Origin of the sequence: Pseudomonas sp. EA_65y_Pfl2_P78 (genome assembly GCF_963970495.1) — a bacterium.
Taxonomy (GTDB): domain Bacteria; phylum Pseudomonadota; class Gammaproteobacteria; order Pseudomonadales; family Pseudomonadaceae; genus Aquipseudomonas; species Aquipseudomonas baetica_A.
This window is the reverse complement of the sequence record NZ_CAXAON010000025.1, coordinates 19,332-43,951: the sequence shown is the minus strand read 5'-3', so window position 1 is coordinate 43,951 and position 24,620 is coordinate 19,332. Positions and strand designations below refer to the sequence as shown.

At 60.5% G+C, this 24,620-nt stretch carries 25 protein-coding genes; 11 read left to right on the top strand and 14 right to left on the bottom strand.

Annotated features, from left to right (window positions below; all coding sequences use genetic code 11):
* The 5 genes from AACY02_RS18590 to ribBA form a co-directional block, all read right to left on the bottom strand.
* Positions 1–1,155 (bottom strand): ABC transporter ATP-binding protein, encoded by a 1,155-nt coding sequence (locus AACY02_RS18590; RefSeq protein ID WP_339433207.1) that lies wholly within the window; start codon positions 1,153–1,155, stop codon positions 1–3.
* A gap of 17 nt (positions 1,156–1,172) precedes the next feature.
* Positions 1,173–1,982 carry an ABC transporter permease gene (locus AACY02_RS18585; protein WP_339433206.1) on the bottom strand — a complete coding sequence of 270 codons (810 nt, stop codon included), beginning with the start codon at positions 1,980–1,982 and terminating at the stop codon, positions 1,173–1,175.
* A gap of 6 nt (positions 1,983–1,988) precedes the next feature.
* A complete protein-coding gene (locus tag AACY02_RS18580; protein WP_339433253.1) occupies positions 1,989–2,936 on the bottom strand; it encodes an ABC transporter permease in 948 nt (315 codons plus the stop codon).
* Positions 2,933–3,958 carry an ABC transporter substrate-binding protein gene (locus AACY02_RS18575; protein WP_339433205.1) on the bottom strand — a complete coding sequence of 342 codons (1,026 nt, stop codon included), beginning with the start codon at positions 3,956–3,958 and terminating at the stop codon, positions 2,933–2,935. The genes AACY02_RS18580 and AACY02_RS18575 overlap by 4 nt, the downstream gene beginning before the upstream one ends.
* Positions 3,959–4,279: 321 nt before the next feature.
* A complete protein-coding gene (gene ribBA / locus AACY02_RS18570) occupies positions 4,280–5,389 on the bottom strand; it encodes a bifunctional 3,4-dihydroxy-2-butanone-4-phosphate synthase/GTP cyclohydrolase II (RefSeq protein WP_339433204.1) in 1,110 nt (369 codons plus the stop codon).
* A gap of 65 nt (positions 5,390–5,454) precedes the next feature.
* Between ribBA and AACY02_RS18565 the strand changes: the two genes are divergently transcribed.
* Entirely contained in the window at positions 5,455–5,751 is a 297-nt protein-coding gene (locus AACY02_RS18565) for a DUF1330 domain-containing protein (RefSeq protein ID WP_339433203.1), read from the top strand.
* Between the two features lie 38 nt (positions 5,752–5,789).
* Here AACY02_RS18565 and AACY02_RS18560 read toward each other — a convergent pair whose 3' ends face one another.
* The 7 genes from AACY02_RS18560 to AACY02_RS18530 form a co-directional block, all read right to left on the bottom strand.
* The gene (locus tag AACY02_RS18560) at positions 5,790–6,353 is read right to left on the bottom strand and encodes an NUDIX hydrolase (protein ID WP_339433202.1); all 564 of its coding nucleotides are present in this window, start codon (positions 6,351–6,353) and stop codon (positions 5,790–5,792) included.
* A 1-nt stretch (position 6,354) separates the two neighbouring features.
* Positions 6,355–7,107, bottom strand: a complete 753-nt coding sequence (locus AACY02_RS18555) for a GntR family transcriptional regulator (RefSeq protein WP_339433201.1) — start codon at positions 7,105–7,107, stop codon at positions 6,355–6,357.
* 58 nt (positions 7,108–7,165) lie between these two features.
* The gene (locus tag AACY02_RS18550; protein ID WP_339433200.1) at positions 7,166–7,555 is read right to left on the bottom strand and encodes a carboxymuconolactone decarboxylase family protein; all 390 of its coding nucleotides are present in this window, start codon (positions 7,553–7,555) and stop codon (positions 7,166–7,168) included.
* Between the two features lie 137 nt (positions 7,556–7,692).
* Complete coding sequence (locus tag AACY02_RS18545; RefSeq protein ID WP_339433199.1) at positions 7,693–8,178, bottom strand: flavin reductase family protein; 486 nt, start codon at positions 8,176–8,178, stop codon at positions 7,693–7,695.
* Between the two features lie 12 nt (positions 8,179–8,190).
* Positions 8,191–9,672, bottom strand: a complete 1,482-nt coding sequence (locus AACY02_RS18540) for an aldehyde dehydrogenase (protein WP_339433198.1) — start codon at positions 9,670–9,672, stop codon at positions 8,191–8,193.
* On the bottom strand, positions 9,669–10,502 hold the full coding sequence (locus tag AACY02_RS18535; protein ID WP_339433197.1) for an alpha/beta fold hydrolase: 834 nt from the start codon (positions 10,500–10,502) through the stop codon (positions 9,669–9,671). The genes AACY02_RS18540 and AACY02_RS18535 overlap by 4 nt, the downstream gene beginning before the upstream one ends.
* A 31-nt stretch (positions 10,503–10,533) precedes the next feature.
* Positions 10,534–11,124: an amino acid synthesis family protein gene (locus tag AACY02_RS18530; RefSeq protein WP_339433196.1), complete on the bottom strand. Its 591-nt coding sequence runs from the start codon at positions 11,122–11,124 to the stop codon at positions 10,534–10,536.
* A gap of 439 nt (positions 11,125–11,563) precedes the next feature.
* Between AACY02_RS18530 and AACY02_RS18525 the strand changes: the two genes are divergently transcribed.
* Positions 11,564–12,607 carry a WD40/YVTN/BNR-like repeat-containing protein gene (locus tag AACY02_RS18525; protein WP_339433195.1) on the top strand — a complete coding sequence of 348 codons (1,044 nt, stop codon included), beginning with the start codon at positions 11,564–11,566 and terminating at the stop codon, positions 12,605–12,607.
* Positions 12,604–14,988, top strand: a complete 2,385-nt coding sequence (locus AACY02_RS18520; RefSeq protein ID WP_339433194.1) for an efflux RND transporter permease subunit — start codon at positions 12,604–12,606, stop codon at positions 14,986–14,988. Before AACY02_RS18525 ends, AACY02_RS18520 begins: the two co-directional genes overlap by 4 nt.
* A 102-nt stretch (positions 14,989–15,090) precedes the next feature.
* Here the strand turns inward: AACY02_RS18520 and AACY02_RS18515 are convergent, their stop codons facing one another.
* Entirely contained in the window at positions 15,091–15,810 is a 720-nt protein-coding gene (locus tag AACY02_RS18515) for a FadR/GntR family transcriptional regulator (protein ID WP_339433193.1), read from the bottom strand.
* 171 nt (positions 15,811–15,981) lie between these two features.
* On the bottom strand, positions 15,982–17,718 hold the full coding sequence (locus tag AACY02_RS18510) for an IlvD/Edd family dehydratase (RefSeq protein ID WP_339433192.1): 1,737 nt from the start codon (positions 17,716–17,718) through the stop codon (positions 15,982–15,984).
* Between the two features lie 194 nt (positions 17,719–17,912).
* Between AACY02_RS18510 and AACY02_RS18505 the strand changes: the two genes are divergently transcribed.
* From AACY02_RS18505 to AACY02_RS18470, 8 genes are all read left to right on the top strand, one after another.
* Positions 17,913–19,235 carry an MFS transporter gene (locus AACY02_RS18505; protein WP_339433191.1) on the top strand — a complete coding sequence of 441 codons (1,323 nt, stop codon included), beginning with the start codon at positions 17,913–17,915 and terminating at the stop codon, positions 19,233–19,235.
* 99 nt (positions 19,236–19,334) lie between these two features.
* Positions 19,335–20,327 carry an AraD1 family protein gene (gene araD1 / locus AACY02_RS18500; RefSeq protein ID WP_339433190.1) on the top strand — a complete coding sequence of 331 codons (993 nt, stop codon included), beginning with the start codon at positions 19,335–19,337 and terminating at the stop codon, positions 20,325–20,327.
* Between the two features lie 9 nt (positions 20,328–20,336).
* The gene (locus AACY02_RS18495; RefSeq protein ID WP_339433189.1) at positions 20,337–21,917 is read left to right on the top strand and encodes an aldehyde dehydrogenase (NADP(+)); all 1,581 of its coding nucleotides are present in this window, start codon (positions 20,337–20,339) and stop codon (positions 21,915–21,917) included.
* A gap of 166 nt (positions 21,918–22,083) precedes the next feature.
* Positions 22,084–22,395 carry a DUF5629 family protein gene (locus AACY02_RS18490; protein ID WP_339433188.1) on the top strand — a complete coding sequence of 104 codons (312 nt, stop codon included), beginning with the start codon at positions 22,084–22,086 and terminating at the stop codon, positions 22,393–22,395.
* A complete protein-coding gene (locus tag AACY02_RS18485; RefSeq protein WP_339433187.1) occupies positions 22,382–23,557 on the top strand; it encodes a lactonase family protein in 1,176 nt (391 codons plus the stop codon). Before AACY02_RS18490 ends, AACY02_RS18485 begins: the two co-directional genes overlap by 14 nt.
* 156 nt (positions 23,558–23,713) lie before the next feature.
* Complete coding sequence (locus AACY02_RS18480) at positions 23,714–23,893, top strand: hypothetical protein (RefSeq protein ID WP_339433186.1); 180 nt, start codon at positions 23,714–23,716, stop codon at positions 23,891–23,893.
* 252 nt (positions 23,894–24,145) lie between these two features.
* Entirely contained in the window at positions 24,146–24,358 is a 213-nt protein-coding gene (locus AACY02_RS18475) for a hypothetical protein (protein WP_339433185.1), read from the top strand.
* Positions 24,355–24,612, top strand: a complete 258-nt coding sequence (locus tag AACY02_RS18470) for a hypothetical protein (protein ID WP_339433184.1) — start codon at positions 24,355–24,357, stop codon at positions 24,610–24,612. Before AACY02_RS18475 ends, AACY02_RS18470 begins: the two co-directional genes overlap by 4 nt.
* Positions 24,613–24,620 lie beyond the last annotated feature (8 nt).

Here is a 24,620-nt window from a genome sequence, read left to right as displayed (position 1 = left end):
TTAGTGAGCGCCGGCGGCTTTGTTCAGGTCGCTTTCGCTCCATTCGGTGTAGACGCAGGCATCGGCGGTGGCCCAGCGTACGCGTACCGGATCCCCCGCCTTGAGTGGCATGCCCGCCGCCGACAGCGCTTTGACGGTCATCGACGTCCCGCCCGAGGTCACCACGCTGCAGGTCTGGCTCTCGCCGAGAAACAGCACCTCAACCACCGTCGCTGACACCTCATTCCACCCCCCCATCAACGGCTCATCGCTCGCTTGCTGCACGCTCAGCGCCAAGGCTTTTTCCGGGCGTACCATCAGCAGCACATCCTGATCAGTGTGCAGGCCTGCGGTCAGTCGGATCGACAGCGGCTGCCCTTCAAAACTCGCGGCTGCATTGCCCTGCGCCTTGAGTTTGAGGAAGTTCGAATTGCCGAGGAACGAGGCGACAAACGCGTTCGGCGGATTCTGATACAGGTCATACCCGCTGCCCAAACCAACGATCTTGCCGTGACTGAAAATCGCAATGCGTTGGGACAACCGCATGGCTTCTTCCTGATCGTGGGTCACGTAAACGATGGTGATGCCCAACCGACGATGCAGTTGGCGCAGTTCGTCTTGCAGGTCTTCGCGCAGTTTTTTGTCCAGCGCACCCAGCGGTTCGTCCATCAGCAGAATGCGTGGCTCATAGACCAGCGCCCGGGCGATGGCGACACGCTGTTGCTGGCCGCCGGACAGTTGCGAAGGGCGGCGATGAGCGAACTGTTCAAGTTGCACCAGTTTGAGCATCGCATCGACACGCTTGTCGCGTTCGGCCGCAGCGAGTTTGCGGATCGCCAACGGGAAGGCGATGTTGTCGCGCACCGACAGGTGCGGGAACAGCGAGTAACGCTGAAACACCATGCCGATGTCGCGCTTGTGCGGCGGCACATTGACCAGCGACTGGCCGTTGACGAGGATCTCGCCGCTGCTCGGGGTTTCGAAACCGGCGAGCATCGACAGCGTCGTACTTTTTCCGGAACCGCTGGAGCCGAGGAAGGTGAGGAACTCACCGTCCTTGATGTCCAGGGAGATGTTGTCCACGGCGGCAAAGTCGCCGTAGTGCTTGTTCAGGTTGCGCAGGCTGACCAGGGGGTTGTCGTTCTGCTGGGATGCGTCTTTGATCACGGCACTCATGTCGTACTCCTGGGCGCTCAGGCGCTGATGTTGTTGCGCCGGCGCAGGGCGGCGGCGATCACCATGACCAATACCGACAGGCCGATCAGCAGCGTCGAAGCGACGGCGATCACCGGTGTCAGGTCCTGGCGCAGGGTGGTCCACATTTTCACGGGAAGGGTTTGCAGGGTCGGGCTGGCCATCATCACGCTGAGCACCACTTCATCCCACGAAACGAGGAAGGCGAAGAGGGCGCCGGCGACCATGCCCGGACGTATTGCCGGGAACGTCACCTTGAGCACCGCTTGCAGGCGTGAGGCGCCGCAGATCACTGCCGCGTCTTCGATCGACTGATCGAACAGCTTCAGCGAGTTGATGATCGAGATGATGGTGAACGGCAACGCGACGATCACATGGCTGACCACAAAGGCAAACATCGTCCCGGTGTAACCGAGTTTGAGGAACAGCGCGTACACCGCCACGGCGATGATCACCAGCGGCACGATCATCGGCAGAGTGAACAGGCCATAGAGCAATTCCCGGCCGGGAAAGCGCCCACGTACCAAGGCAAACGCTGTCGGCAGACCGAGGATCACGGCGCAGACGGTCGTCAGCACCGCCACCTTGAGGCTGGCGAGTGCCGCATTCATCCAGTCGGGGTTGGAGAAGAACTGGCCGTACCATTTCAGTGTCCACCCCGGTGGCGGGAACACCAGCCATTGGGACGAACCAAACGACAGCAGGACGATGAACACGATCGGCAACAGCAGAAACAAACCGATCAGCCCGGTGGTGGTGTAGAGCCCGAAACGCATCCGGCGGCTCATGGCATTGGGAGTCAGGAGCATCTCGGCTTACCTCGCGTTGCTGGCGCCAACCGGGGATTCCGGCTGAAGCTTCAGGTAGAAGTAAAACAGCACCAGGGTGATGGCGATCAGCAACGCGGCGCCGGCACTGGCCAGGCCCCAGTTGAGGAACGATTGCACCTGCTGAATGATGAACTCCGGCAGCATCATGTTCTGCGCTCCGCCCAGCAGCGCCGGGGTGACGTAGTAACCGAGCGACATCACAAACACCATCAACCCACCGGACGCCAGCCCGGGCCTGCACAGGGGCAGGAACACCCGCAAGAAGTTGGTCCATGGGCTGGCCCCGCAAATCGAGCCGGCCTGCAGGATCATCGGGTCGATGGCCTGCATGGTCGCCTGCAATGGCAGCACGATGAACGGAATCATGATGTAGCTCATGCCGATCACCACGCCGGTCAGGTTATGCACCATTTCCAGCGGCTGATCGATGATGCCCAGCGCCATCAAAGCCTTGTTGATCACCCCTGAGGCTTGCAGCAGCACCAGCCACGAATAGGTGCGGGCGAGGAGGCTGGTCCACATCGACAGCAACACGATGTTGAGGATCCAGCGACCCCAGCCGCGAGGCACCAAGGTGATCGCCCAGGCCAGCGGGAAGCCCAGCAACAGACTGAACAGTGTCACCAGCCCGGCCACTGAAAAGGTGTTGAGCAGCACGCGGGCATACGCCGAGTTGGCGAACAGTTGTTCATAGTTGCCAAGGCCCGGGGTGGGTTCGAGCACACCGCGCAACAGCAAACCAATCAACGGCGCCAGAAAGAACAGGCCGAGGAACAGCAGCGCCGGGACGAGGTTGCCGGCGCCGCGCCAGCGTTGTCTGAGGGAGGGGGCTTGCGGCATCGCAATCGCCTTTTGTCCTGCGGCCGAGCCGGCAGCGCTTGCGGCGCTCCCGGTGGCAGTGGAGGGACGGGACGCAGTGGCCGCCATTTTCATTTGACCAGCCATTCGTTCCACCGTGTCGCGATGGCCTGGCCGTTTTTGGCCCAGTACGCGAAGTCGAGAGTGATCTGATCCTTAGCGTAGGCAGTCGGCAGGTTCGGGGCCAGCACCGAATCCAGGCGCGCCACGCTGTCGACGTTGACCGGGGCGTAAGCGGTCAGGTTGGAGAAGTCGGCCTGGCCTTTGGCACTGCTGGCGTTGGCCAGGAACTTCATCGCCGCGTCCTTGTTTTTCGAGCCTTTTGGAATCACCAGAATGTCGGCCATGACCAGATTCTGCTTCCAGCTCACACCCACCGGCGCGCCATCTTCTTGCAGGGCGTGAATGCGGCCGTTCCAGAACTGACCCATGCTGACTTCACCCGAGGCCAGCAGTTGCTGCGACTGCGCGCCGCCGCCCCACCAGACGATGTCTTTCTTGATGGTGTCGAGTTTCTTGAAGGCGCGATCCAGGTCCAGCGGGTAGAGCTTGTCGGCGGGTACGCCATCGGCCAGCAGCGCCAGTTCGAGCACGCCGGGGCTTGGCCATTTGTACAGGGCGCGTTTGCCGGGGTAGGTCTTGGTGTCGAACAGCGCCGTCCAGTCTTGCGGCTTGGCAGCGCCGAGCTTGCCTTCGTTGTAGCCGAGGACGAAGGAGAAGAAGAACGAGCCGACGCCGTAATCGCTGACAAAGCGTGGGTCGATCTTGTCGCGCTGGATGACGTTGAAATCGAGGGGTTCGAGCAGCCCTTCAGCGGCGGCGCGCAGGGCGAAATCGGCTTCGACATCGACCACGTCCCATTGCACGTTGCCGCTTTCGACCATGGCTTTGAGTTTGCCGTAGTCGGTCGGACCGTCCTGCACGACAGTGATGCCGCTGGCCCTGCTGAACGGGTCAGCCCAGGCCTGTTTCTGCGCATCCTGGGTGCTTCCGCCCCAACTGACAAAATTCACGCTCTCGGCGGCCATGGCGGCCTGGCCGGTGACGCTCAGCAGTCCGGCAAAAAGGATTGCGGTTGCAGCTTTGTTCAACACCATTTTTACGCCCTCATTGTTGTGTTTTTGAGCGGGCTTGCGTTGTTGCCCGCCTATCGGGGAGCAGTAGATGGACGTTCTTTGGAATGTCCGGTCTATGGAATATCATATTATGGTATTCCAAACTTTGTGCAAGCACTTTGCCTTACCGGTTATCTGGCGAATGTCCTTTTTGGGGCCGTGAGATGACGATCGGGAAATGCAAAACCCTTGTGGGAAGGGGCTTGCTCCCGAACGCGGTCGGTCATTGAACATTGATGTCGACTGATACATCGCCTTCGGGAGCAAGCCCCCTCCCACAGTTGGAATTGTGTCTGGCGTGGATTATTCGGTGAACGGGATGCTCTCGACCACCTCCAGGTCATACCCGGTCAGGCCTGCATATTTCAGTGGCGGGCCGAGATGGCGCAACTTGCCCACACCAAGGTTCTGCAGAATCTGAGCCCCGGTTCCCACTTCCGAATAAATCCGCGATTGCGACCGGCTGAACTGTCGGGGTGGTTGAGTCAGTTGCGGTACACGCTCCAGCAAAGCCTGGGACGACTCATGATTGGCCAACACCACGACAACGCCGTGGCCCTCGGCCGCGACCCGCTGCAGCGCCGCCCATAATGTCCAGTTGCTCGGCCCGCTGTACTCGGCGCCGACCAGATCGCGTAGCGGATCGATCACATGCACGCGCACCAGCGTCGGCGCTTCGCGGCGCAAATCGCCCATGACCATCGCCATGTGCACGCCGCCTTCGATACGGTCTTCAAACGTGATCAATCGGAACGTGCCATGCACCGTCGGCAATTCGCGCTCACCGATGCGTTCGATGGTGTGCTCGGTGCTCAGGCGATAGTGGATCAGGTCGGCGATGGTGCCGATCTTGATCCCGTGCTTGCGCGCGAACACTTCCAGATCCGGGCGACGGGCCATGGTGCCGTCATCGTTCATTACTTCGACGATCACCGAGGCGGGCGTGAACCCGGCCAGGCGCGCCAGGTCGCAACCGGCCTCAGTGTGGCCGGCGCGGGTCAGCACGCCTCCTTCCTTGGCGCGCAGCGGGAAGATATGCCCGGGCTGCACAAGGTCTTCGGCGCGGGCGTCTCTGGCGACAGCGGCGGCGACCGTACGGGCGCGGTCAGCGGCGGAAATGCCGGTGGTCACGCCGACCGCCGCTTCGATGGAAACCGTGAACGCGGTGCTGAACACGCTGCCGTTGCTCGGCACCATCTGTTCAAGCCCCAGGCGTTGGCAATGATCGTCGGTCAATGTCAGGCAAATCAGCCCCCGGGCCTCACGGGCCATGAAGCTGATCGCTTCGGGCGTGCAACGGTCGGCGGCCAGCAACAGGTCGCCTTCGTTTTCCCGGTCTTCGTCATCGACCAGCAGGACCATTTTGCCGAGGCGATAATCTTCGATGATTTCTTCGATGCTGTTGAAGGCCATGCTGGACTCTCGATGTGGATGTAATTGGTGGTATACCATAATACAAATTCAACCAAGAGGTCACTATGAAGGCGTACTGGATTGCTCTCGTGGACATCACCGATCCCGATCACTACAGCCAATACACCCAACGCGCCCCGAAAGCGTTCGCCGAGTTTGGCGCGAAATTTCTGGCGCGAGGCGGGCGCAGCGAGGCGATGGAAGGACGCAAGACGCCACAGCGCAGTGTGGTGATCGAATTCGATAGCTACGAGCAAGCACTGGCGTGCTACCACTCGGCGGCATATCAGGAGGCGAAGCGCTACCGCGAGGAATGGGCGAGGGCAGAAATCATCATCGTCGAGGGCGTGGCGCCACTTTGAGAATCACCACAAATCCCCTGTGGGGGCGACGGTGATCGTCAGCGGATGAAATGAATCTTGCCGCTGTCGTCGTTGCCCATGTAGATCCCATACACCCCGGCCTGGCGTTCCTCGATGTAACGCTCGAGGATCTGCCGGATCGCCGGGTAGTAGATCTGCTCCCACGGGATGTCTTCGGGGGCGAAGAACTTGTAGTCCAGGGTCTCGGGGCCGAACTGGCCGGTGATCTCCAGCGCGAGGGCGCGGAAGATGATGTACACCTCGCTGATCTTCGGCACGCTGAAGATCGAATAGGGCGAGACGATTTCCGCGCGCACGCCGCTTTCTTCCCAGACTTCGCGCAGCGCCGCCTCCTCGGTGGTCTCGCCGCTTTCCATGAAGCCCGCTGGCAACGTCCAGGTGCCCGGACGCGGTGGTATCGCTCGTTGGCACAAGAGGTATTTGCCGTCCTGCTCGATGATGCAGCCGGCAATGATCTTCGGATTGACGTAGTGGATGTAGCCGCAGCCGCGGCACATCAGGCGCTCGTGCGTATCACCCGGCGGCACCTGCTGACCGAGGTCAGGGCCACCGCATTTCGGGCAAAAGCTCGGGCTGGACATGTCAGTGACCTATGCGCGGTTCTTTCAGCGCGATGGGCAGGGTGATCGCGGGAGTTGCGCCGGTCTCTTCCTGTTTGCGCTTGAGGTAATCGAGGGCGACCGTCGCGGCAGCGCGGACGTGATCAACGCAGGCCTGATGCGCCAGCAGCGGGTCGCCGCTCTTGATTGCCGCGACCATTTTTTCCATTTCCTGATTACTGGCGCCACGACGGTTTTCCTGGGACACCGACGTCGCCCGCAGGTAGCTGATGCGTGCCTGCAACTGGCGCAATTGCGTGGCCGCAACGTGGTTGCCGGAGCCTTCGAGCAGGACGTCGTAGAAGCCTTGTACCGAGTCGATCACCTGTTGCAGCTCGCCGTCCTTGAGCGCCTTGCGGTTCTCTTCGAGGGCTTTTTCCAGGGCTTTGATGTCCTTGGCTTTGGCGCGCAGGGTGAACAGTTGAACGATCAGGCCTTCCAGCACGCAACGCAGTTCGTAGATATCGACGGCGTCGGCCAGGGTGATGATGGCGACACGCGGGCCCTTGGCGTCAGCGAATTCCACCAGGCCTTCGGATTCAAGGTGACGCAAGGCTTCGCGCACCGACGTGCGGCTCACGCCCAGGCGATCGCACAGATCGCGTTCAACCAGACGATCGCCTGGCATGAGCTGGAAATTCATGATCGCGCTACGCAGTTTATCCAGCACGATTTCGCGCAGGGTAACGGGGTTGCGATTGACCTTGAAGCTGTCGTCGAGTGGCTGGCGTTTCATGGGGTCCGCTCTTTAAGTTGGCTGTCCATGCCAGACGGGCATCTAAACAGCCGAGGGGTTAACTGGAGGCCTCGGCGTCGGCTTCGGCGAAGGCTTCACGGGCGAGCCGGAAACTGTCCACGGCCGCCGGGACGCCGCAATAAATGCCGACCTGAAGCAGAATTTCGCGTATTTGCTCACGACTCAGGCCGTTACGCAAGGCGCCACGTACATGCAGCTTGAGTTCATGCGGGCGGTTAAGCGCCGAGATCATCGCCAGGTTGATCATGCTGCGTTCTTTGAGCGACAGACCTTCGCGACCCCAGACATGACCCCAGCAGTATTCGGTGACCATTTCCTGCAGCGGACGGGTGAAGTCGTCGGCGTTCTCTATTGAGCGTTGCACATAGGCTTCGCCCAAAACCTGAGTGCGGATCTTCAGGCCTTTTTCGTACTTTTCGTGACTCATCATTCCTCCAATCACCCTGTTTCTCCCTGTGGGAGCGGGCTTGCTCGCGAATGCGGTGGATCATTCGACATTGATGTCGGCTGACACGATGCCTTCGCGAGCAAGCCCGCTTCCACATTGGGAACAATGTGTATCCGTCAGGCCAAGGTGGGCAGGGCGCCCAGCTTGCCCTTGTGATAAATCATCGGCGCTACCGGTTGCGCTGGCAGGATCAGATTTTTCACTGCGCCAACGATGATCGCGTGGTCGCCACCGTCGTATTCACGCCACAACTCACACTCGATGATTGCGGTGGCTTTGGCGAGAATCGGATTCCCGAGTTCGCTCAAGTGCCACTCGATGCCTTTGGCTTTGTCCTTGCCTTTACCGGCGAAGGCGTAGGCTTCAGCGGTCTGCTCGGCGGACAGCAAATGGATTGCGAATTTCTTGCTGTCACGCAGCACGGGGTAGGTGTCGCAAGCGTAATTGGGGCAGAACAGCACCAGCGCCGGATCAATCGACAGCGCACTGAAGGCGCTGGCGGTGATGCCGACGATGGCGCCATCCGGATCGAGGGTGGTGACCACCGTGACGCCGGACGGAAACGAGCTCATGACGTCTTTGTAAATGCCGGGTTCGATCATGTCGCAGGACTCCTAGCGCATCACAAACGGATCAGGCATTGGCGCCTGAGAGAGGTTGATCCACACCGTTTTCAGTTCGGTGTAGGCCAGCACCGAGTCGATGCCGCTTTCGCGTCCATAGCCACTGTTCTTGAAGCCGCCTATCGGTGCCATCGCTGAAACGGCGCGGTAGGTGTTGACCCAGATGATCCCCGAACGCACGTCGCGCGCCAGGCGATGGGCGCGGCCCAGATCGCGCGTCCAGATGCCGGCGGCGAGGCCGAATTGCGAGTCGTTGGCGATCGCCAGCGCTTGGGCCTCGTCCTTGAAACGGATGACTGACGCCACTGGGCCAAAGACTTCTTCCTGCATGATCTTCATCGAATTGCGGTCGCACTCGAACAGCGTCGGCTCGTAGAACCAGCCTTCACCGAGACCGCTCGGACGTTTGCCGCCGGTGCGCAAGCGCGCGCCTTCTGCGATGGCGTCGGCGACCAGCCCTTCGACCACTGCCAGTTGCTGCGCGGTGGCCATCGGGCCCATTTCGCTGCTGTCTTCCTGCGGGTTGCCGATGCGGATGCGCTGGGCGCGGTCGACCAGACGACTGACAAACTCGTCGTAAATCTCGTCCTGCACCAACAATCGCGAACCGGACACACAGCTCTGGCCCGAGGCCGCATAGATCCCGGCAATCGCGCCGTTGATCGCGCTGTCGAGATCGGCGTCGGCAAAAATGATGTTCGGCGACTTGCCGCCCAGTTCCAGCGACAGCTTGGCGAAGTTCTCGGCGCTGCTGCGCACCACATGCCGGGCCGTGGCCGCGCCGCCGGTGAAGGCGATCTTGCGGATCAGCGGATGGCGGGTAAGGGCGGCGCCGGTGCTCGGGCCGTAACCGGTCACAACGTTGACCACGCCTGGCGGAATCCCGGCTTCGAGGGCCAGACGCGCCAGTTCAAGGATGGTCGCCGACGCGTGCTCTGACGGCTTGATCACGATGGTGTTACCGGCGGCGAGCGCCGGCGCGAGTTTGATCGCGGTCAGGTACAGCGGACTGTTCCAGGGAATGATCGCCGCGACCACGCCCATGGCTTCGTGAACCGTGTAGGCGAACAGGTCGGGCTTGTCCAGCGGCAAGGTGCCGCCTTCGAGCTTGTCAGCCAAACCGGCGGTGTAGTGGAAGAATTCCGGCAGATAACCCACCTGACCCCGGGTTTCACGGATCAGTTTGCCGTTGTCGCGGCTTTCCAGCTGCGCCAGTTGCTCTTTGTTCTCGGCGATCAAGTCACCGAGGCGGCGCAGCAGTTTGCCGCGCGCGGTGGCGGTCAGACCGCGCCAGGCAGGGCTGTCGAACGCGCTTTGCGCTGATTGCACAGCGCGTTCGACGTCGGCCTCATCTGCGTCAGGCAGTTCAGCCCAAGGTTCAGCCAGGGCCGGATTGAGGCTTTGGAAAGTCTTGCCGCTGAGGGCATCGACCCATTCTGCGCCGATGCACATCTGGAAGCGTGCGAGTGTCATGCAACGATCCCCTTTATATGGTTTTGTCGGGAGTGTGCGAATTCGAGAAATTCCAACAGCGTCTGGTTGACCAGACGCGGCGACTCTACGGGCATCATATGCCGTTGTTCCGCCAGCACGGCAACCTTCGCGCCGGGGATGCGGCGGGCCAGTTGCTCGGCCATTTCCGGGGTCGAACCGGGGTCGAGCTCGCCCGTGGCGATCAGCGTCGGCGCCTGAATGCTGCTCAGGTCGTCGGCGCGGTACATGTCCTGCGTCGCGAACAGTTCGTAGGTGGTCAGGTAACCCTGTGGGTCATTGCCGGCCAGGGTCTGGCGGATCGCGGCGATCTGCGCCGGGTTGGCGGCCTGATATTCGCGGCTGAACCAGCGCGACAGCGCGGCTTCGGCATTGGCGTCCGGACCGTGTTCGGCGGCTTGAGCGGTGCGCGCAATGACGCCGGCGCGCTGCTCTTCGCTGCGATTGAACACGCTGTTGAGCACGACCAGGCTTTGCAGGCGCTGCGGGTAATGCAGCGCAAAGGCCCGCGCCACCAGACCACCCATCGAGAAGCCGATCACCGCTGCTTGCGGCAGGTTGAGGTGATCGAGCAGCTCCAGCAACTGATCGGCGTAACCGAGCAGGTCGGTACCGCTGGCCGGTCGCGGGCTGGCGCCATGGCCAAGCATGTCGTAAGCGACCACCCGATATTGCGTGGCGAGGCCGACGATCTGGCCGCCCCACATTTCTTTGTTCAGGCCCACGCCGTGGATCAAGACCACGGGCTGGCCTTCGCCGGTCGCCAGATAACTGGTGCCGGCCGGGGTGAGTTCAGCGGTGAGCCGAATCATGGAGCGCTCCTGCAATGCCTTTTTATTGTGATTACTGGGCTTTTTCGGCGGCCAGTTCTTCCAGATCGATGTAACGGTTGCCGATGCGCGGGTGCAGGCGGCCACCGTCGGCGCAACCCAGCACCACGACGATTTCGTCGGCGCGCGGTGCGTCTTCGATCTGCATTTCCAGGGTGATGTAGTGCGAACGCAGGCCTTCGTCGTCCTTGTGCATCATCGGAATCTGAATCGAAGTGCCCGGGCCGCCGCGCTTGTTGGTGAAGCTCAGGTAGCTCTTGGCTTTGACCGCTTCGCGGTAGTGGTTGCCGAAGCGCAGGGTGTGGATCACGGCGGAGGCGTGTTCGATTTCGCCGTCAGCACCCACCACGGCAGCCTTGCCGTAGGCCTCGATCTTTTCTGCGCCGCCAATGAGGCCGACCAGACGCTCGACCATCATGGCGCCGAGGTCGGAGCAGTTGGCGCGGATCTGCGGTTTCAGGTCTTCGACAAAGCCGTTACCCACCCAAGGGTTTTTCATCACAACAGCGAGGCCGACCATGGTCACCGGCGTGTCGGTGGCTTTGCCGCCTTCGATGAAGGTTTCTTCGACATAGCTGACGATCTTGCGAATTTCGAAACTCATGAGCTGCTCCGTAGGGGGATTGAGAGTGTTAGTGCGTCTGATGGTATACCATAATACCAATCGTGCAAGTCCCCTCGGTAACTTTTGCCGCATCCATCCGGCGAATGGCCATGCATTCACCTACAGCCACAAATCCCCAAAACACCACTAACCCTGTGCGAGGGAGCTTGCTCGCGAAATCGGCGCATCCACATTGCCTTCGGGAGCAAGCCCCCTCCCACAATGCAAATCACTGGCGACAGGAGCCTGTATCTGGTTAACAAAAGATAACGTGGCGCCGATTGTCAGACGTTTCGAAAGCCCGATAGGATGAGCCAGCTTCCGAAGGGGCTCTGGATGGCGGGTTTCAGGACTATGCTTCTGACCAGTCATCACCGGAGCACCCTTGCGGCGCCCTTGAAGGCCAAACGGCCTAACAATAATAAATAGGGGAAGGTCTATGAGTCGTTGCCGCCCGCCGGCGTTTCGCAACACCGCGTTGCTGGTCACAGCACTCTCCATGCTGGGCTTCGCCAGCGTGTCGGCACCCGTGATCGCCGCCGAGGCGCCAGCCGACGTGGTGTATGCCCTCGAATCAGCCAAAGCCGCAAAAAGCCTGATGCTTGACGTCGTCCATGCCGGCGCCCGATTGGTGGCCGTCGGGGATCGTGGGCACATTCTCTATTCCGATGACCAGGGCAAGTCCTGGACCCAGGCCAAGGTGCCGAGCCGGCAACTGCTGACCGCTGTGTACTTTGTCGACGACAAACATGGCTGGGCCGTCGGCCACGATGCGCAGATTCTCGCCAGCGATGACGGCGGTCTGACCTGGACCAAACAATTCGAAGACCTCAAACGCGAATCGCCGCTGCTCGACGTCTGGTTCAAGGACGTCAACAGCGGTATCGCCGTAGGTGCCTACGGCGCGCTGCTGGAAACCACCGACGGCGGCAAGCATTGGGAAGACATCAGCGACCGCCTCGACAACGAAGACCAGTTCCACCTCAACGCCATCGCGGCGGTGAAAGACGCCGGGCTGTTCATTGTCGGCGAGTCGGGCAGCATGTTCCGCTCCGCCGATGGGGGGCAGACCTGGGAAAAACTTGAAGGTCCTTATGAAGGCTCGCTGTTCGGCGTGATCGGCACGGCCCAGCCCCAGACGCTGCTCGCTTACGGCTTGCGCGGCAACCTCTACCGCTCCACGGATTTCGGCAGCACCTGGGAACAGGTCGAGCTGAAAGCCGCGCGAGGCTCGCTGGAATTCGGTCTGTCCGGCGCTACGTTGCTCGAGGACGGCTCGATCGTGATCGTCGGCAACGGTGGCTCGGTGATCAGCAGCAGCGACGACGGCCAGACCTTCAGCGTGTTCAATCGCCCGGATCGCATTTCGCTGTCGTCGGTCACCGCCGCCGGCAACGGCAACCTGATTCTGACCGGGCAGGGCGGTGTTCACACCACGCTGTCAAACGGTGCCGAGATCAATAATAAGAAGGCGGGGCTATGACTTCCTTGAGCAATCATCATCAGGACAAGGCGACGTTCCTTGAACGTCTGATTTTCAACAACCGCCCGGTGGTGATCCTGATCTGCCTGGTGGTGAGCATTTTTCTGTTCTGGCAGGCCACGCTGATCCGGCCGTCCACCAGTTTCGAGAAAATGATCCCGCTCAAGCATCCGTTCATCGAGAAGATGATGGAGCACCGCAACGATCTGGCGAACCTGGGCAATACCGTGCGTATTTCGGTGGAGGCCACCAACGGCGACATCTTCTCCAAGGAATACATGGAGACCCTGCGCCAGATCAACGACGAGGTGTTCTACATCTCCGGCGTAGACCGTTCCGGTCTGAAGTCGCTGTGGAGTCCTAGCGTGCGCTGGACCGAAGTGACCGAAGAGGGTTTCGCCGGCGGTGAAGTGATTCCGCAGAGCTACAACGGCTCGCAGGACAGCCTCGATCTGCTGCGCAACAACGTGCTCAAGTCCGGTCAGGTCGGACGTCTGGTGGCCAACGACTTCAAGTCGAGCATCGTCGACATTCCGCTGCTGGAGTCCTACCCGGACCCGCAGGATCAGGGCAAGTTGCTGGCGCTGGATTACCGCAAGTTCTCCCATGAACTGGAAGAAAAGATCCGCGACAAGTTCGAAGCGCAAAACCCCAACGTCAAAATCCACATCGTCGGTTTCGCCAAGAAAGTGGGCGACCTGATCGACGGTCTGGTGATGGTGGTGCTGTTCTTCGGCATCGCGTTCGTCATCACCCTGATCCTGTTGCTGTGGTTCACCAACTGCGTGCGCAGCACCATTGCGGTGTTGAGCACCACGCTGGTGGCGGTGGTCTGGCAACTGGGGTTGATGCACTTCTTTGGCTTTGGGCTTGATCCGTATTCGATGCTGGTGCCGTTCCTGATCTTCGCCATCGGCATCTCCCACGGTGTGCAGAAGATCAACGGGATCGCCCTGCAATCGAGCGAGGCAGAAAACGCCCTGACCGCCGCACGGCGAACGTTCCGGCAACTGTTCCTGCCGGGGATGATCGCGATTCTCGCGGACGCGGTCGGCTTCATCACGCTGCTGATCATCGACATCGGTGTGATCCGCGAACTGGCTTTCGGCGCGTCCATCGGTGTGGCCGTGATCGTGTTCACCAACCTGATTCTGCTGCCGGTCGCGATCTCTTATGTCGGCATCAGTAAACGCGCCATTGCCAGAAGCAAGAAGGACGCAAACCGCGAACATCCGTTCTGGCGCCTGCTGTCGAACTTCGCCAGCCCGAAAGTCGCACCGGTCTCCGTTGCTCTGGCGCTGATCGCCTTCGGTGGCGGCCTCTGGTACAGCCAAAACCTGAAAATCGGCGACCTCGACCAAGGTGCGCCGGAGTTGCGTCCGGACTCGCGCTACAACAAGGACAACAACTTCATCATCAACAACTACTCGACCAGCTCCGACGTGCTGGTGGTGATGGTCAAGACCAAGAAAGAAGGTTGTTCGCGTTACGAAGCCATGGCACCGATCGATGAGCTGATGTGGAAGATGCAGAACACCGAGGGCGTGCAGTCGGCGATCTCGCTGGTGACCGTGTCCAAGCAGATGATCAAGGGCATGAACGAGGGCAACCTGAAATGGGAAACCCTGTCGCGCAACCCAGACGTGCTGAACAGCTCGATTGCACGGGCCGATGGCCTGTACAACAACAGTTGCTCAGTAGCGCCGGTGCTGGTGTTCCTCAACGATCACAAGGCTGAAACCCTTGATCGGGCGGTGCATGCGGTGCAGGAATTTGCCAGGGAGAACAATAAGGACGGTCTGGAGTTCATCCTGGCGGCGGGTAACGCCGGGATCGAAGCCGCCACCAACGAGGTCATCAAGCAGGCTGAATTGACCATCCTGATTCTGGTGTACATCTGTGTGGCAGTCATGTGCATGATCACCTTCCGCTCGTGGGCGGCGACCTTGTGCATCGTGCTGCCACTGGTGCTGACGTCGGTACTCGGCAACGCACTGATGGCGTTCATGGGCATCGGCGTGAAAGTCGCGACCTTGCCGGTGGTGGCGCTGGGTGTGGGGATCGGCGTGGACTACGGCATCTACATCTACAGCCGTCTGGAGAGTTTCCTGCGTGCCGGTCTGCCGTTGCAGGAAGCCTATTACCAGACCCTGAAATCCACCGGTAAAGCGGTGCTGTTCACCGGCCTGTGCCTGGCCATCGGCGTGTGCACCTGGATCTTCTCGGCGATCAAGTTCCAGGCCGACATGGGCCTGATGCTGACCTTCATGCTGTTGTGGAACATGTTCGGTGCGCTGTGGCTGCTGCCGGCACTGGCCAAGTTCCTGATCAAACCGGAGAAGCTGGCGGGGCAGAAAGGCAATTCGTTGTTTGCCCACTGACCTGAGCGCCTGAAACGACAAAGCCGCAACCTTCGGGTTGCGGCTTTTTTTATATCTCGATATTCACACTAACCCCCTGTGGGAGCGGGCGATCTTCAGTGTTCAGGAGCGTTCGGTACCAAGCACTACGCTCAGCGCACTGCGTGCATCATCCAGTTGCACCAACGTCGCATGCCTTGCACCCAAGGCATCACGGTTCTCGATCGCGGTGAGAATCGCCTTGTGCCGTGGCAACGCCAATTCATGCAGGTTCGGCCGTTGATTCGAATGCTTCAACGCCTCGGCAATCGCCACCGAGAGCATGTTGCACAGATTTGCCAGCAAATCATTGTGAGTCGCATCGGCAATCCTGCTGTGGAAATCCAGGTCCGGTTGCAACAGGGCTTGCGGTGTCGACGCAGCCTCCATGCGCTGGTAAGCCTCGCCGATGGCGGTGATCTCAGCGTCGGTCGCATGCTGGGCGGCGAGGGCGGCGGCGGCCGGTTCGATGATGCTGCGCACGCTGGTCAGGACATTGAAAAATTCATTCTGCGGGCTGCTTTGCATCAGCCAGTGCAGCACGTCCGGGTCGAGCATGTGCCATTCGCGGCGCGCCTTGACCACCGTGCCCACGCGCGGTCTGGAGTACACCAGACCTTTTGCCACCAACACCCGCGTGGCTTCGCGCAACACCGGTCGACTGACCGCGTACTCCTCGCAGAGCAAGGCTTCGGCGGGCAGTTTGTCGTCGGGCAGGAAGCGTCCGGAGACGATCTGCATGCCCAATTCCTGGACGATGCGCGAGTGCATGCTTTTGCGGTCGGAAGGTTTGCGGTAATCCATGGGGAGTGGCGCGATCCTGAGCGATTAAGATGCCGCGCATCATAGCAGGCACGACACAAACGTGAGGCAGACAGACAATCAAATGTGGGAGCGGGCTTGCTCAAGAAAGCCCGCTCCCACAGGGGGATGCATTCCAATGCAGGCGCTGGCGAAGGCTGCGATTGTTTGTTTTTAATGGGAATGGCGCGGCACTTCAGCTCCACGGCAGCCGACCAGGAAGTCGAAATCGCAGCCCTGATCCGCCTGCAGCACATGGTCGATGTACAGCTGACGATAACCGCCCACCAATAATTGCTGCGGCGGTTGCAGGTCAGCCATGCGCGCGGCCAGTTCGGCGTCCGGAATGTCCAGGTGCAGACGCCCGGTGGCGCAGTCGAGTTCGATCCAGTCGCCTTCTTTCACTGTGGCCAGGGGCCCGCCGGCGGCGGCTTCCGGGGCAACGTGCAAAACCACCGTGCCGTAAGCGGTGCCGCTCATCCGTGCGTCAGAGATGCGCACCATGTCCGTCACACCCTCGGCCAGCAGCTTGGCCGGCAGGCCCATGTTGCCGACTTCAGCCATGCCCGGATAACCCTTCGGCCCGCAGTTTTTCATCACCAGAATCGAGTTGGCATCAACATCCAGTTCTGGGTCGTTGATCCGCGCCTTGTACATGTCGAAGTTCTCGAACACCACGGCACGGCCGCGATGCTGCATCAACGCTGGCGTGGCGGCGGACGGTTTGAGCACGGCACCAAGAGGTGCCAGATTGCCGCGCAGTACGCAGATGCCGCCGTCAGCACGGATCGGATTGTCGAGGGTGCGAATGACCTCGTCTTCGCCGTAGATCGGCGCGTCTTTGGTGTTCTCGCCAATGGACTTGCCGTTGACTGTCAGCGCGTTCGGATGGGGGATCAGATTGGCCTCACCGAGACGGCGCAGCACCGCTGGCAATCCCCCGGCGTAATAGAACTCTTCCATCAGAAAACGCCCGGAAGGTTGCAGGTCGACGATGGTCGGCATGCCGCGACCGATGCGCGTCCAGTCGTCCAGTTCCAGTTCGACGCCGATGCGTCCGGCGATGGCTTTCAAATGGATCACGGCGTTGGTCGAACCGCCGATAGCGGCGTTGACGCGAATCGCGTTTTCGAAGGCTTCCTTGGTCAGGATCTTCGACAGTTTCAAATCTTCACGCACCATTTCCACAGCGCGCATGCCGGACATGTGCGCCAACACGTACCGCCGCGCATCCACCGCCGGGATGGCCGCGTTGTGCGGTAAGGAAGTGCCCAGTGCTTCAGCCATGCAAGCCATGGTCGATGCGGTGCCCATGGTGTTGCAGGTGCCCGCCGAACGCGACATGCCGCCCTCGGCTGCGAGGAAATCGTCCAGGGTGATGGTGCCGGCCTTGACCTGCTCGCTGAGCTGCCAGACCACGGTGCCCGAGCCGATGTCCTTGCCTTTGTGCTTGCCGTTGAGCATCGGCCCGCCGGTGACAACGATGGCCGGCACATCGCAACTGGCCGCGCCCATCAGCAGCGCCGGAGTGGTTTTGTCGCAACCGGTCAGCAACACCACGCCGTCAATCGGGTTGCCACGAATGGCTTCTTCGACGTCCATGCTCGCCAGGTTGCGCGTCAGCATGGCGGTGGGACGCAAGTTCGATTCGCCGTTGGAGAACACCGGGAATTCCACCGGGAAACCACCGGCCTCGATCACCCCGCGTTTGACGTGCTCCGCGATCTGGCGGAAATGCGCGTTGCACGGGGTCAGTTCCGACCAGGTATTGCAGATGCCGATGATCGGCTTGCCATGAAACTGGTGGTCGGCGATGCCCTGATTCTTCATCCAGCTGCGGTACATGAAGCCGTTCTTGTCGGCCGTGCCAAACCATTGGGCCGAGCGCAGGGTGGGTTTCTTATCAGACATGATCGATTCTCTTATTGTATGACTATAGTGTTCGAGCTGAGGCTTAACATAAGCGCAATTTAGGCGGTTTGGAAGTGGTTGTTGGGTAATTAGTATTACTATATAGTCGTTTTCGACGGAGGGATGGCCCTGGCGGTTTTTCGTGAGAGGCGTCCCCCGAGGTTCTATAAAAACAACAATCGGAGACCGATCCCATGAGCCAGGAACTGCGGCTTATTCGCCGCATCACGCTGAAACTGATCCCCTTCCTGATCCTGCTGTACCTGATTGCCTATGTGGATCGCTCCGCCGTCGGCTTCGCCAAACTGCACATGGGAGCCGACATCGGCATCGGTGATGCGGCTTATGGCCTCGGTGCTGGGCTGTTCTTCATCGGCTACTTTCTGCTGGAAATCCCCAGCAACCTGATGCTTGAGCGTTTCGGCGCGCGGCGCTGGTTCGCGCGGATCATGATCACCTGGGGCGCCATCACTATCGGCATGGCGTTCGTCCAGGGCCCACACAGTTTCTATGTCATGCGCTTTCTGCTCGGTGCGGCAGAAGCGGGGTTCTTTCCCGGCGTTCTGTACTACATCACCCAATGGTTCCCGGTGCGCCATCGCGGCAAGATTCTTGGCCTGTTCATTCTTTCGCAGCCCATCGCGATGCTGATCACCGGCCCCGTCTCCGGCGGCCTGCTGGGGATGGACGGCGTCCTCGGGCTGCACGGCTGGCAGTGGCTGTTCATCGTCATCGGCACCCCGGCGATCCTGCTGACCTGGCCGGTGCTGCGCTGGTTGCCGGATGGCCCGGAGCGAGTGAAGTGGATGGATCAGGCCGAGAAGGACTGGCTGACCCGTGAGCTGAAAAAAGATCTGGAGGAATACGGCCAGACCCGTCACGGCAATCCGCTGCATGCGCTCAAAGACAAACGCGTCTTGCTGCTGGCGCTGTTCTATCTGCCGGTGACCTTGAGCATTTATGGCCTCGGCTTGTGGCTGCCGACGCTGATCAAACAATTTGGCGGCACTGATCTGGTGACCGGTTTCGTGTCATCGGTGCCGTACATCTTCGGGATCATCGGTTTGCTGATCGTGCCGCGCAGTTCAGACCGTTTGAATGATCGCTACGGCCATCTGGCAGTGCTTTATGTGCTGGGCGCGATAGGTCTTTTTCTCAGTGCCTGGCTGTCGATGCCAGTGGCGCAGTTGGCCGCGCTGTGTCTGGTGGCGTTTGCGCTGTTTTCCTGCACGGCGGTGTTCTGGACCTTGCCGGGGCGCTTCTTTGCCGGCGCGAGTGCAGCGGCAGGGATCGCGTTGATCAACTCGGTGGGCAATCTTGGCGGTTACATCGGGCCGTTCGTGATCGGCGCGTTGAAGGAATACACCGGGAATCTGGCGTCGGGCCTGTATTTCCTCTCGGGGGTGATGATGTTCGGGTTGGTCCTGACCGGTGTTGTGTATCGAGTGCTTGAGCGCAAACACGTACTGCCCGTTGACCAGTTCGCCGCCAGCGCACGCGGCGCTACCCGAACCTGAATCTAAAGAACAGCACAGAACCCATGTGGGAGCGAGCAAGCCCGCTCTCACAGTGGTTCGGCGTGGTTTTCAACATTTGTGCTCTAAAAGGAGAAGAACATGCATCTGGTGCAATTCGAATTGAGTAACGGCGAGCGCCGCGTCGGTGTCGTCGACAAAGGCGTGGTGCGCGAAGTGCAGGATACCCGCACCGTGCGCGATCTGGCGCTGGCGGCCATCGAAGCCGGCGGCACGCTGGAGCAGCAAGTGCAAACCCTTGGCCTGGGTATCAGTCATGACTATGCGCAGTTGCTCAACGAGCTGCGCATCCTGCCGCCACTCGATCACCCGGATCCGGCCCACATGCTGGTCAGCGGCACCGGCCTGACACATCTGGGCAGCGCTTCGGCCCGCGACAAGATGCATCAACAGGCGGGCGACGAAGCCGCCATGACCGACACCATGCGTATCTTCAAATGGGGCGTTGAGGGCGGCAAGCCGGCGGCAGGGCAGGCCGGTGTACAGCCGGAATGGTTTTACAAAGGTGACGGCAGTATCGTCGTGCGCCCGGGCCAGCCATTCCCGTTGCCGCCGTTTGCCGAGGATGCCGGCGAGGAACCGGAAATGGCCGGTCTGTACATCATCGGTCCTGACGGCAAACCCTATCGCCTCGGTTTCGCGGTGGGCAACGAGTTCTCCGACCACGTCATGGAACGCAAGAATTACTTGTATCTGGCGCACTCGAAATTACGCAGTTGCAGTTATGGTCCGGAACTTCGCGTCGGTGAACTACCCCAACACTTGGCAGGCACCACTTGCATCCTGCGTGACGGCGAAGTGTTGTGGCAAAACGAATTCCTCAGCGGCGAGGCCAATATGTGCCACAGCCTGGCCAACCTCGAATACCACCACTTCAAATACAGCCAGTTCTTGCGTCCGGGCGACGTACACATTCACTTCTTCGGCACCGCGACCCTGTCGTTCGCCGATGGCATTCGCACGCAGCCGGGCGACGTGTTCGAGATCAGCCAGGCCGAATTCGGCGCACCGCTGATCAATGGCATCACACCGGTCGCAGCAGCATTTGAACCGGACAGCATCGGCACCCTTTAAGGAGATCCCATGACTCAGATTCTCGGTCACAACTACATCGGCGGTCAGCGTAGCGCGGCCGGTAACGTCAAACTGCACAGCGTTGACGCCAGCAGTGGCGAACAACTGCCCCACGATTTCATTCAGGCCACCGAGCAGGAAGTCGACGCCGCCGCCAAAGCCGCCGCTGCCGCGTACCCTGCTTATCGCAGCCTCAGCGCTGAACGCCGGGCGCAGTTTCTCGATGCCATTGCCGATGAACTCGACGCCCTCGGTGATGATTTCGTCGCCGTGGTTTGCCGCGAAACCGCGTTGCCGGCCGGGCGGATTCAAGGTGAGCGCGCACGCACCAGCGGGCAGATGCGCCTGTTCGCCAAAGTGCTGCGCCGTGGCGATTTCTATGGGGCGCGGATCGACCTGCCGCTGCCGGAACGCCAGCCAATGCCGCGCCCGGATCTGCGTCAGTACCGCATTGGCCTCGGCCCGGTGGCGGTGTTCGGTGCGAGCAATTTTCCGTTGGCGTTTTCCACGGCCGGCGGCGACACCGCTTCGGCTCTGGCCGCCGGTTGCCCCGTGGTGTTCAAGGCCCACAGCGGCCACATGGCCACCGCTGAGCGGGTGGCCGACGCGCTGATTCGGGCGGCGGAAAAAACCGCCATGCCGGCCGGCGTATTCAACATGATCTACGGGGGTGGCGTTGGCGAATGGCTGGTCAAGCATCCGGCGATTCAGGCGGTGGGCTTCACCGGTTCGCTCAAGGGCGGTCGTGCGCTGTGCGACATGGCCGCCGCACGCCCGCAGCCGATCCCGGTGTTCGCCGAGATGTCGAGCATCAACCCGGTGATCGTCTTGCCGCAGGCACTGGCGGCACGCTCGGAGAGCGTGGCGCGTGACCTCACCGCGTCGGTGGTGCAGGGCTGCGGTCAGTTCTGCACCAACCCGGGTCTGGTGATCGGTATTCGCTCGGCGCCATTCACTGCCTTTGTGCAGCAGGTCGCGGGGCTGATCGGCGATCAACCGGCGCAAACCATGCTCAACGCCGGTACCCTTGGCAGCTATGGCAAAGGCTTGCACAAGCTCTTGGCACATCCTGGCATCGAGCATCTGGCCGGTAATCCACAGCAGGGCACTCAAGCGCAGCCGCAATTGTTCAAGGCTGATGCCAGCCTGTTGATCAACGGCGACGAAGTGTTGCAGGAAGAAGTGTTCGGCCCGACCACGGTGATTGTTGAAGTGGCCGATCAAGCGCAGCTCGGCTTGGCGTTGAACGGTCTTCACGGGCAACTCACGGCGACGATCATTGGTGAACCTGCTGACTTCGAGCACTTCCCCGAACTGACGCCGCTACTGGAACAGAAGGTCGGGCGAATCCTGCTCAATGGGTATCCGACCGGTGTCGAGGTGTGTGATTCGATGGTGCACGGCGGGCCGTATCCGGCCACGTCCGATGCGCGCGGTACCTCGGTCGGCACGCTCGCGATTGATCGCTTCCTGCGCCCGGTGTGCTTCCAGAATTATCCGGACAGCTTGCTGCCCGAGCCGCTGAAAAACGCCAATCCGCTGCGTATCCAGCGCCTGGTTGACGGTAAGCCATCGCGCGACGCCCTCTAAACCCACCCCCAATCCCCTGTGAGAGCAGGCTTGCTTGCGAATGCGGTCTATCAGAAACATGTGTGTAGACTGACACGCCGCGTTCGCGAGCAAGCCCGCTCCCACAAGGTTCTGCTGCGACAATCAGCTATCATTGGCGCTTTCCCCCCTAGAAAGACTGTTTGCCATGACTGCCCAAACCCTTCTCAACGCCCTCGAACACTGCGATATGGTCGAAATCGACGGCTTGCATGCCTTCGAATTCGCCCTCGATGAAGACGATAACCTGCACATCGAGTGCATCGATGGCCGAGCGGCCAAGCATTGGGAATTCACGCCGGCGCAGGTTGAAGCGGCAACGTTTGACGAAGACCTGCAGAGCTGGCTGATCATTGGTTTTGCCAGCGACACCAAGACAACCGGCGAACATCGCCTGGTCTGCCTCGGCGACGTCATCAGCAGTAGCGACGACGAGGATGAAACTGATGAAAATGCGTAAGTTCTGGCCTCTGTTGATGGCTGGCAGCGTCGGCGCGATGGGCCTTTCCACGGCCTCTGCCGAAAGCTTCCAGTTGCTGGTCGGTTCCTACACGGCGGGCTCCAGCCAAGGCATCTATCGAATGAATTTCGACAGCGCCACAGGCCAGATCGATGCCAGGCCGCTGCAAGTGGTCAACAGCGAAAACCCTTCGTGGCTGACCGTTTCCAAAGACCAGAAACGTCTGTTCGTGGTCAACGAAAACGGCCCCGGCCAGAAGGATTCAATCGGCCGCGTCAGCAGCTACGCGATTGATCCAAAGACCCAAGCGCTGAGCCTGATCAATCAGGTGCAAAGTCTGGGCAACGAGCCCACCCATTCGAGCCTCAGCGGTGACGCCAGCCACCTGTTTGTCAGCAACTATTCGGTGGTCGAAGATCCGGGAGGCACACTGGCGGTGTTGCCCGTCGACAGCGACGGCAAGCTCAAACCAGTGGTGCAGATGAGCGGCCACCCGGCGAGCCGGGTCAATCCCGAGCGTCAGGCGTCCAACCACGTGCATTCGACGGTGTCCTCGCCGGACGGTCGCTATGTGTTCTCCAATGACCTGGGCGCGGACAAAATCTTCATTTACCAATTCGACCCGAAAGGCAATCCGGAGCTGCCGCTGACTGCGGCGAAAACCGCTTCGGTATCGTTGCCGGCCGGCAGCGGCCCGCGTCACCTGTTGTTCAGTGCTGACGGCAAGCATGCCTGGCTGACCATGGAAATGAGCGCGCAGGTTGCGGTCTTCGACTACCACGACGGTGTGCTGACCCAGACGCAAATGATCGACCTGGCGGCCGGGCAGCCGACTTCCGACAAGGCCGCCGCCGCGCTGCACGCGTCCGCTGACGGCAGATTCCTCTATGTCAGCAACCGTGGCACCGCCAATCAGTTGCTGGTGTTCGCTATCGACCCGGCCAGCGGCCAGCTCAAAGAGTTGCAGCGACGCTCGGTGGAAGGTGATCACCCGCGCGAGTTCAGCCTCGACCCAACGGGCAAATTCCTGCTGATTGCCAACCAGAAGAGCAACGAGATTGTGGTCGTCGAGCGCGATGGCAAGACCGGTTTGCTTGGCAAAACCGTGCAGAAACTGCCAATGGACGCCCCCAGCGACCTGAAGTTTCTGACGCGACAATAAGCCACAGGCCCCGGTTTACGGGGCCTGTCTCTTTGTATCAATCGCGCTGATAACAGCTAATGCTACAAAGCATTTCAAGCAAGCAACCGTCGAGCGTTAAGTTTGCTTCACAGCCCAGCCGGGCAAGCAAGCCAACCGAATACGAGGGTTACCGCCATGAACTTCAATCTCTTCTCTGTCATCGCCGCTTCCGCCATCTCTGCCACTGTTGCATTGCCTGCCAGCGCCCACGCTGACGTCAGCAGCAAAAAATCCCACACCCAGAGCTACACCCAGAAGTACCTGCAACAAAGCGCCAATTTCTACGCCGCCCTGGATCACAAAGCCCAACACTGAAAATCTGCACGCCCAAGGGCTGCCGAAGGCTGCGATTTCTTGATCTTGTTTTTCAAAAGCAAAATCAAGAAATCGCAGCCTTCGGCAGCTTCTGTGCGTGTGTGTTTTGCAACACGATAGGTTTTATTCAACGTCGAGATAGACGGGCTAAATGATCAATGAAGCTGATGGTTACTATGGGAAACCCTGAGTGGTGGCTGCAGCTTTTTTGATTGATTCTGTTGGCACTGAAACATGCCAACGGAGAACACCATGGCCAGCGCAATCATCACTTCTGCCAAACGCGGCGCCTACCTGGTCATCGGTCTTTACCTGGCCGTGGTGCTGGTCGTCAGCGTCACATCGCAAATGGAACACCGCTTCGACGCACCGATTCAAGTTGCCCATCCCGGCATTCAGTTCGAACTTCGCTCGCAAAACGTGACGGTCGATCAGGCCGAACTCGCAGGAGTGGGCGGAGCATGAAAGGCTACAGACTCTGGGTCATCGCCGGTCTGGCGTTCCTGATCAATGGTGCTTCATTACTGGGGATTGGCCAGGGCTCGGTTGGCGCGCTGGCCCGGGCCATAGAGGCCAATCACAACATCGCGCACAACATTGAGCGCGCCAATACGCTGGGGCTGATGGCAGGCAATCCGCCGATCAAAGTCTCGGCCGATTTTCTCGGCCCCTTTGAAGTGGATTGCTCGGCACTCGGGATGTGCCAGGCTCTGGCCTGAACCTGGGT

What these genes read in the sequence shown, in the direction of transcription:
- AACY02_RS18590 (WP_339433207.1), bottom strand. Translation starts at nt 1,155, where the DNA reads ATGAGTGCCGTGATCAAAGACGCATCCCAGCAGAACGACAACCCCCTG.
- AACY02_RS18585 (WP_339433206.1), bottom strand. Translation starts at nt 1,982, where the DNA reads ATGCTCCTGACTCCCAATGCCATGAGCCGCCGGATGCGTTTCGGGCTC.
- AACY02_RS18580 (WP_339433253.1), bottom strand. Translation starts at nt 2,936, where the DNA reads ATGAAAATGGCGGCCACTGCGTCCCGTCCCTCCACTGCCACCGGGAGC.
- AACY02_RS18575 (WP_339433205.1), bottom strand. Translation starts at nt 3,958, where the DNA reads ATGGTGTTGAACAAAGCTGCAACCGCAATCCTTTTTGCCGGACTGCTG.
- ribBA (WP_339433204.1), bottom strand. Translation starts at nt 5,389, where the DNA reads ATGGCCTTCAACAGCATCGAAGAAATCATCGAAGATTATCGCCTCGGC.
- AACY02_RS18565 (WP_339433203.1), top strand. Translation starts at nt 5,455, where the DNA reads ATGAAGGCGTACTGGATTGCTCTCGTGGACATCACCGATCCCGATCAC.
- AACY02_RS18560 (WP_339433202.1), bottom strand. Translation starts at nt 6,353, where the DNA reads ATGTCCAGCCCGAGCTTTTGCCCGAAATGCGGTGGCCCTGACCTCGGT.
- AACY02_RS18555 (WP_339433201.1), bottom strand. Translation starts at nt 7,107, where the DNA reads ATGAAACGCCAGCCACTCGACGACAGCTTCAAGGTCAATCGCAACCCC.
- AACY02_RS18550 (WP_339433200.1), bottom strand. Translation starts at nt 7,555, where the DNA reads ATGAGTCACGAAAAGTACGAAAAAGGCCTGAAGATCCGCACTCAGGTT.
- AACY02_RS18545 (WP_339433199.1), bottom strand. Translation starts at nt 8,178, where the DNA reads ATGATCGAACCCGGCATTTACAAAGACGTCATGAGCTCGTTTCCGTCC.
- AACY02_RS18540 (WP_339433198.1), bottom strand. Translation starts at nt 9,672, where the DNA reads ATGACACTCGCACGCTTCCAGATGTGCATCGGCGCAGAATGGGTCGAT.
- AACY02_RS18535 (WP_339433197.1), bottom strand. Translation starts at nt 10,502, where the DNA reads ATGATTCGGCTCACCGCTGAACTCACCCCGGCCGGCACCAGTTATCTG.
- AACY02_RS18530 (WP_339433196.1), bottom strand. Translation starts at nt 11,124, where the DNA reads ATGAGTTTCGAAATTCGCAAGATCGTCAGCTATGTCGAAGAAACCTTC.
- AACY02_RS18525 (WP_339433195.1), top strand. Translation starts at nt 11,564, where the DNA reads ATGAGTCGTTGCCGCCCGCCGGCGTTTCGCAACACCGCGTTGCTGGTC.
- AACY02_RS18520 (WP_339433194.1), top strand. Translation starts at nt 12,604, where the DNA reads ATGACTTCCTTGAGCAATCATCATCAGGACAAGGCGACGTTCCTTGAA.
- AACY02_RS18515 (WP_339433193.1), bottom strand. Translation starts at nt 15,810, where the DNA reads ATGGATTACCGCAAACCTTCCGACCGCAAAAGCATGCACTCGCGCATC.
- AACY02_RS18510 (WP_339433192.1), bottom strand. Translation starts at nt 17,718, where the DNA reads ATGTCTGATAAGAAACCCACCCTGCGCTCGGCCCAATGGTTTGGCACG.
- AACY02_RS18505 (WP_339433191.1), top strand. Translation starts at nt 17,913, where the DNA reads ATGAGCCAGGAACTGCGGCTTATTCGCCGCATCACGCTGAAACTGATC.
- araD1 (WP_339433190.1), top strand. Translation starts at nt 19,335, where the DNA reads ATGCATCTGGTGCAATTCGAATTGAGTAACGGCGAGCGCCGCGTCGGT.
- AACY02_RS18495 (WP_339433189.1), top strand. Translation starts at nt 20,337, where the DNA reads ATGACTCAGATTCTCGGTCACAACTACATCGGCGGTCAGCGTAGCGCG.
- AACY02_RS18490 (WP_339433188.1), top strand. Translation starts at nt 22,084, where the DNA reads ATGACTGCCCAAACCCTTCTCAACGCCCTCGAACACTGCGATATGGTC.
- AACY02_RS18485 (WP_339433187.1), top strand. Translation starts at nt 22,382, where the DNA reads ATGAAAATGCGTAAGTTCTGGCCTCTGTTGATGGCTGGCAGCGTCGGC.
- AACY02_RS18480 (WP_339433186.1), top strand. Translation starts at nt 23,714, where the DNA reads ATGAACTTCAATCTCTTCTCTGTCATCGCCGCTTCCGCCATCTCTGCC.
- AACY02_RS18475 (WP_339433185.1), top strand. Translation starts at nt 24,146, where the DNA reads ATGGCCAGCGCAATCATCACTTCTGCCAAACGCGGCGCCTACCTGGTC.
- AACY02_RS18470 (WP_339433184.1), top strand. Translation starts at nt 24,355, where the DNA reads ATGAAAGGCTACAGACTCTGGGTCATCGCCGGTCTGGCGTTCCTGATC.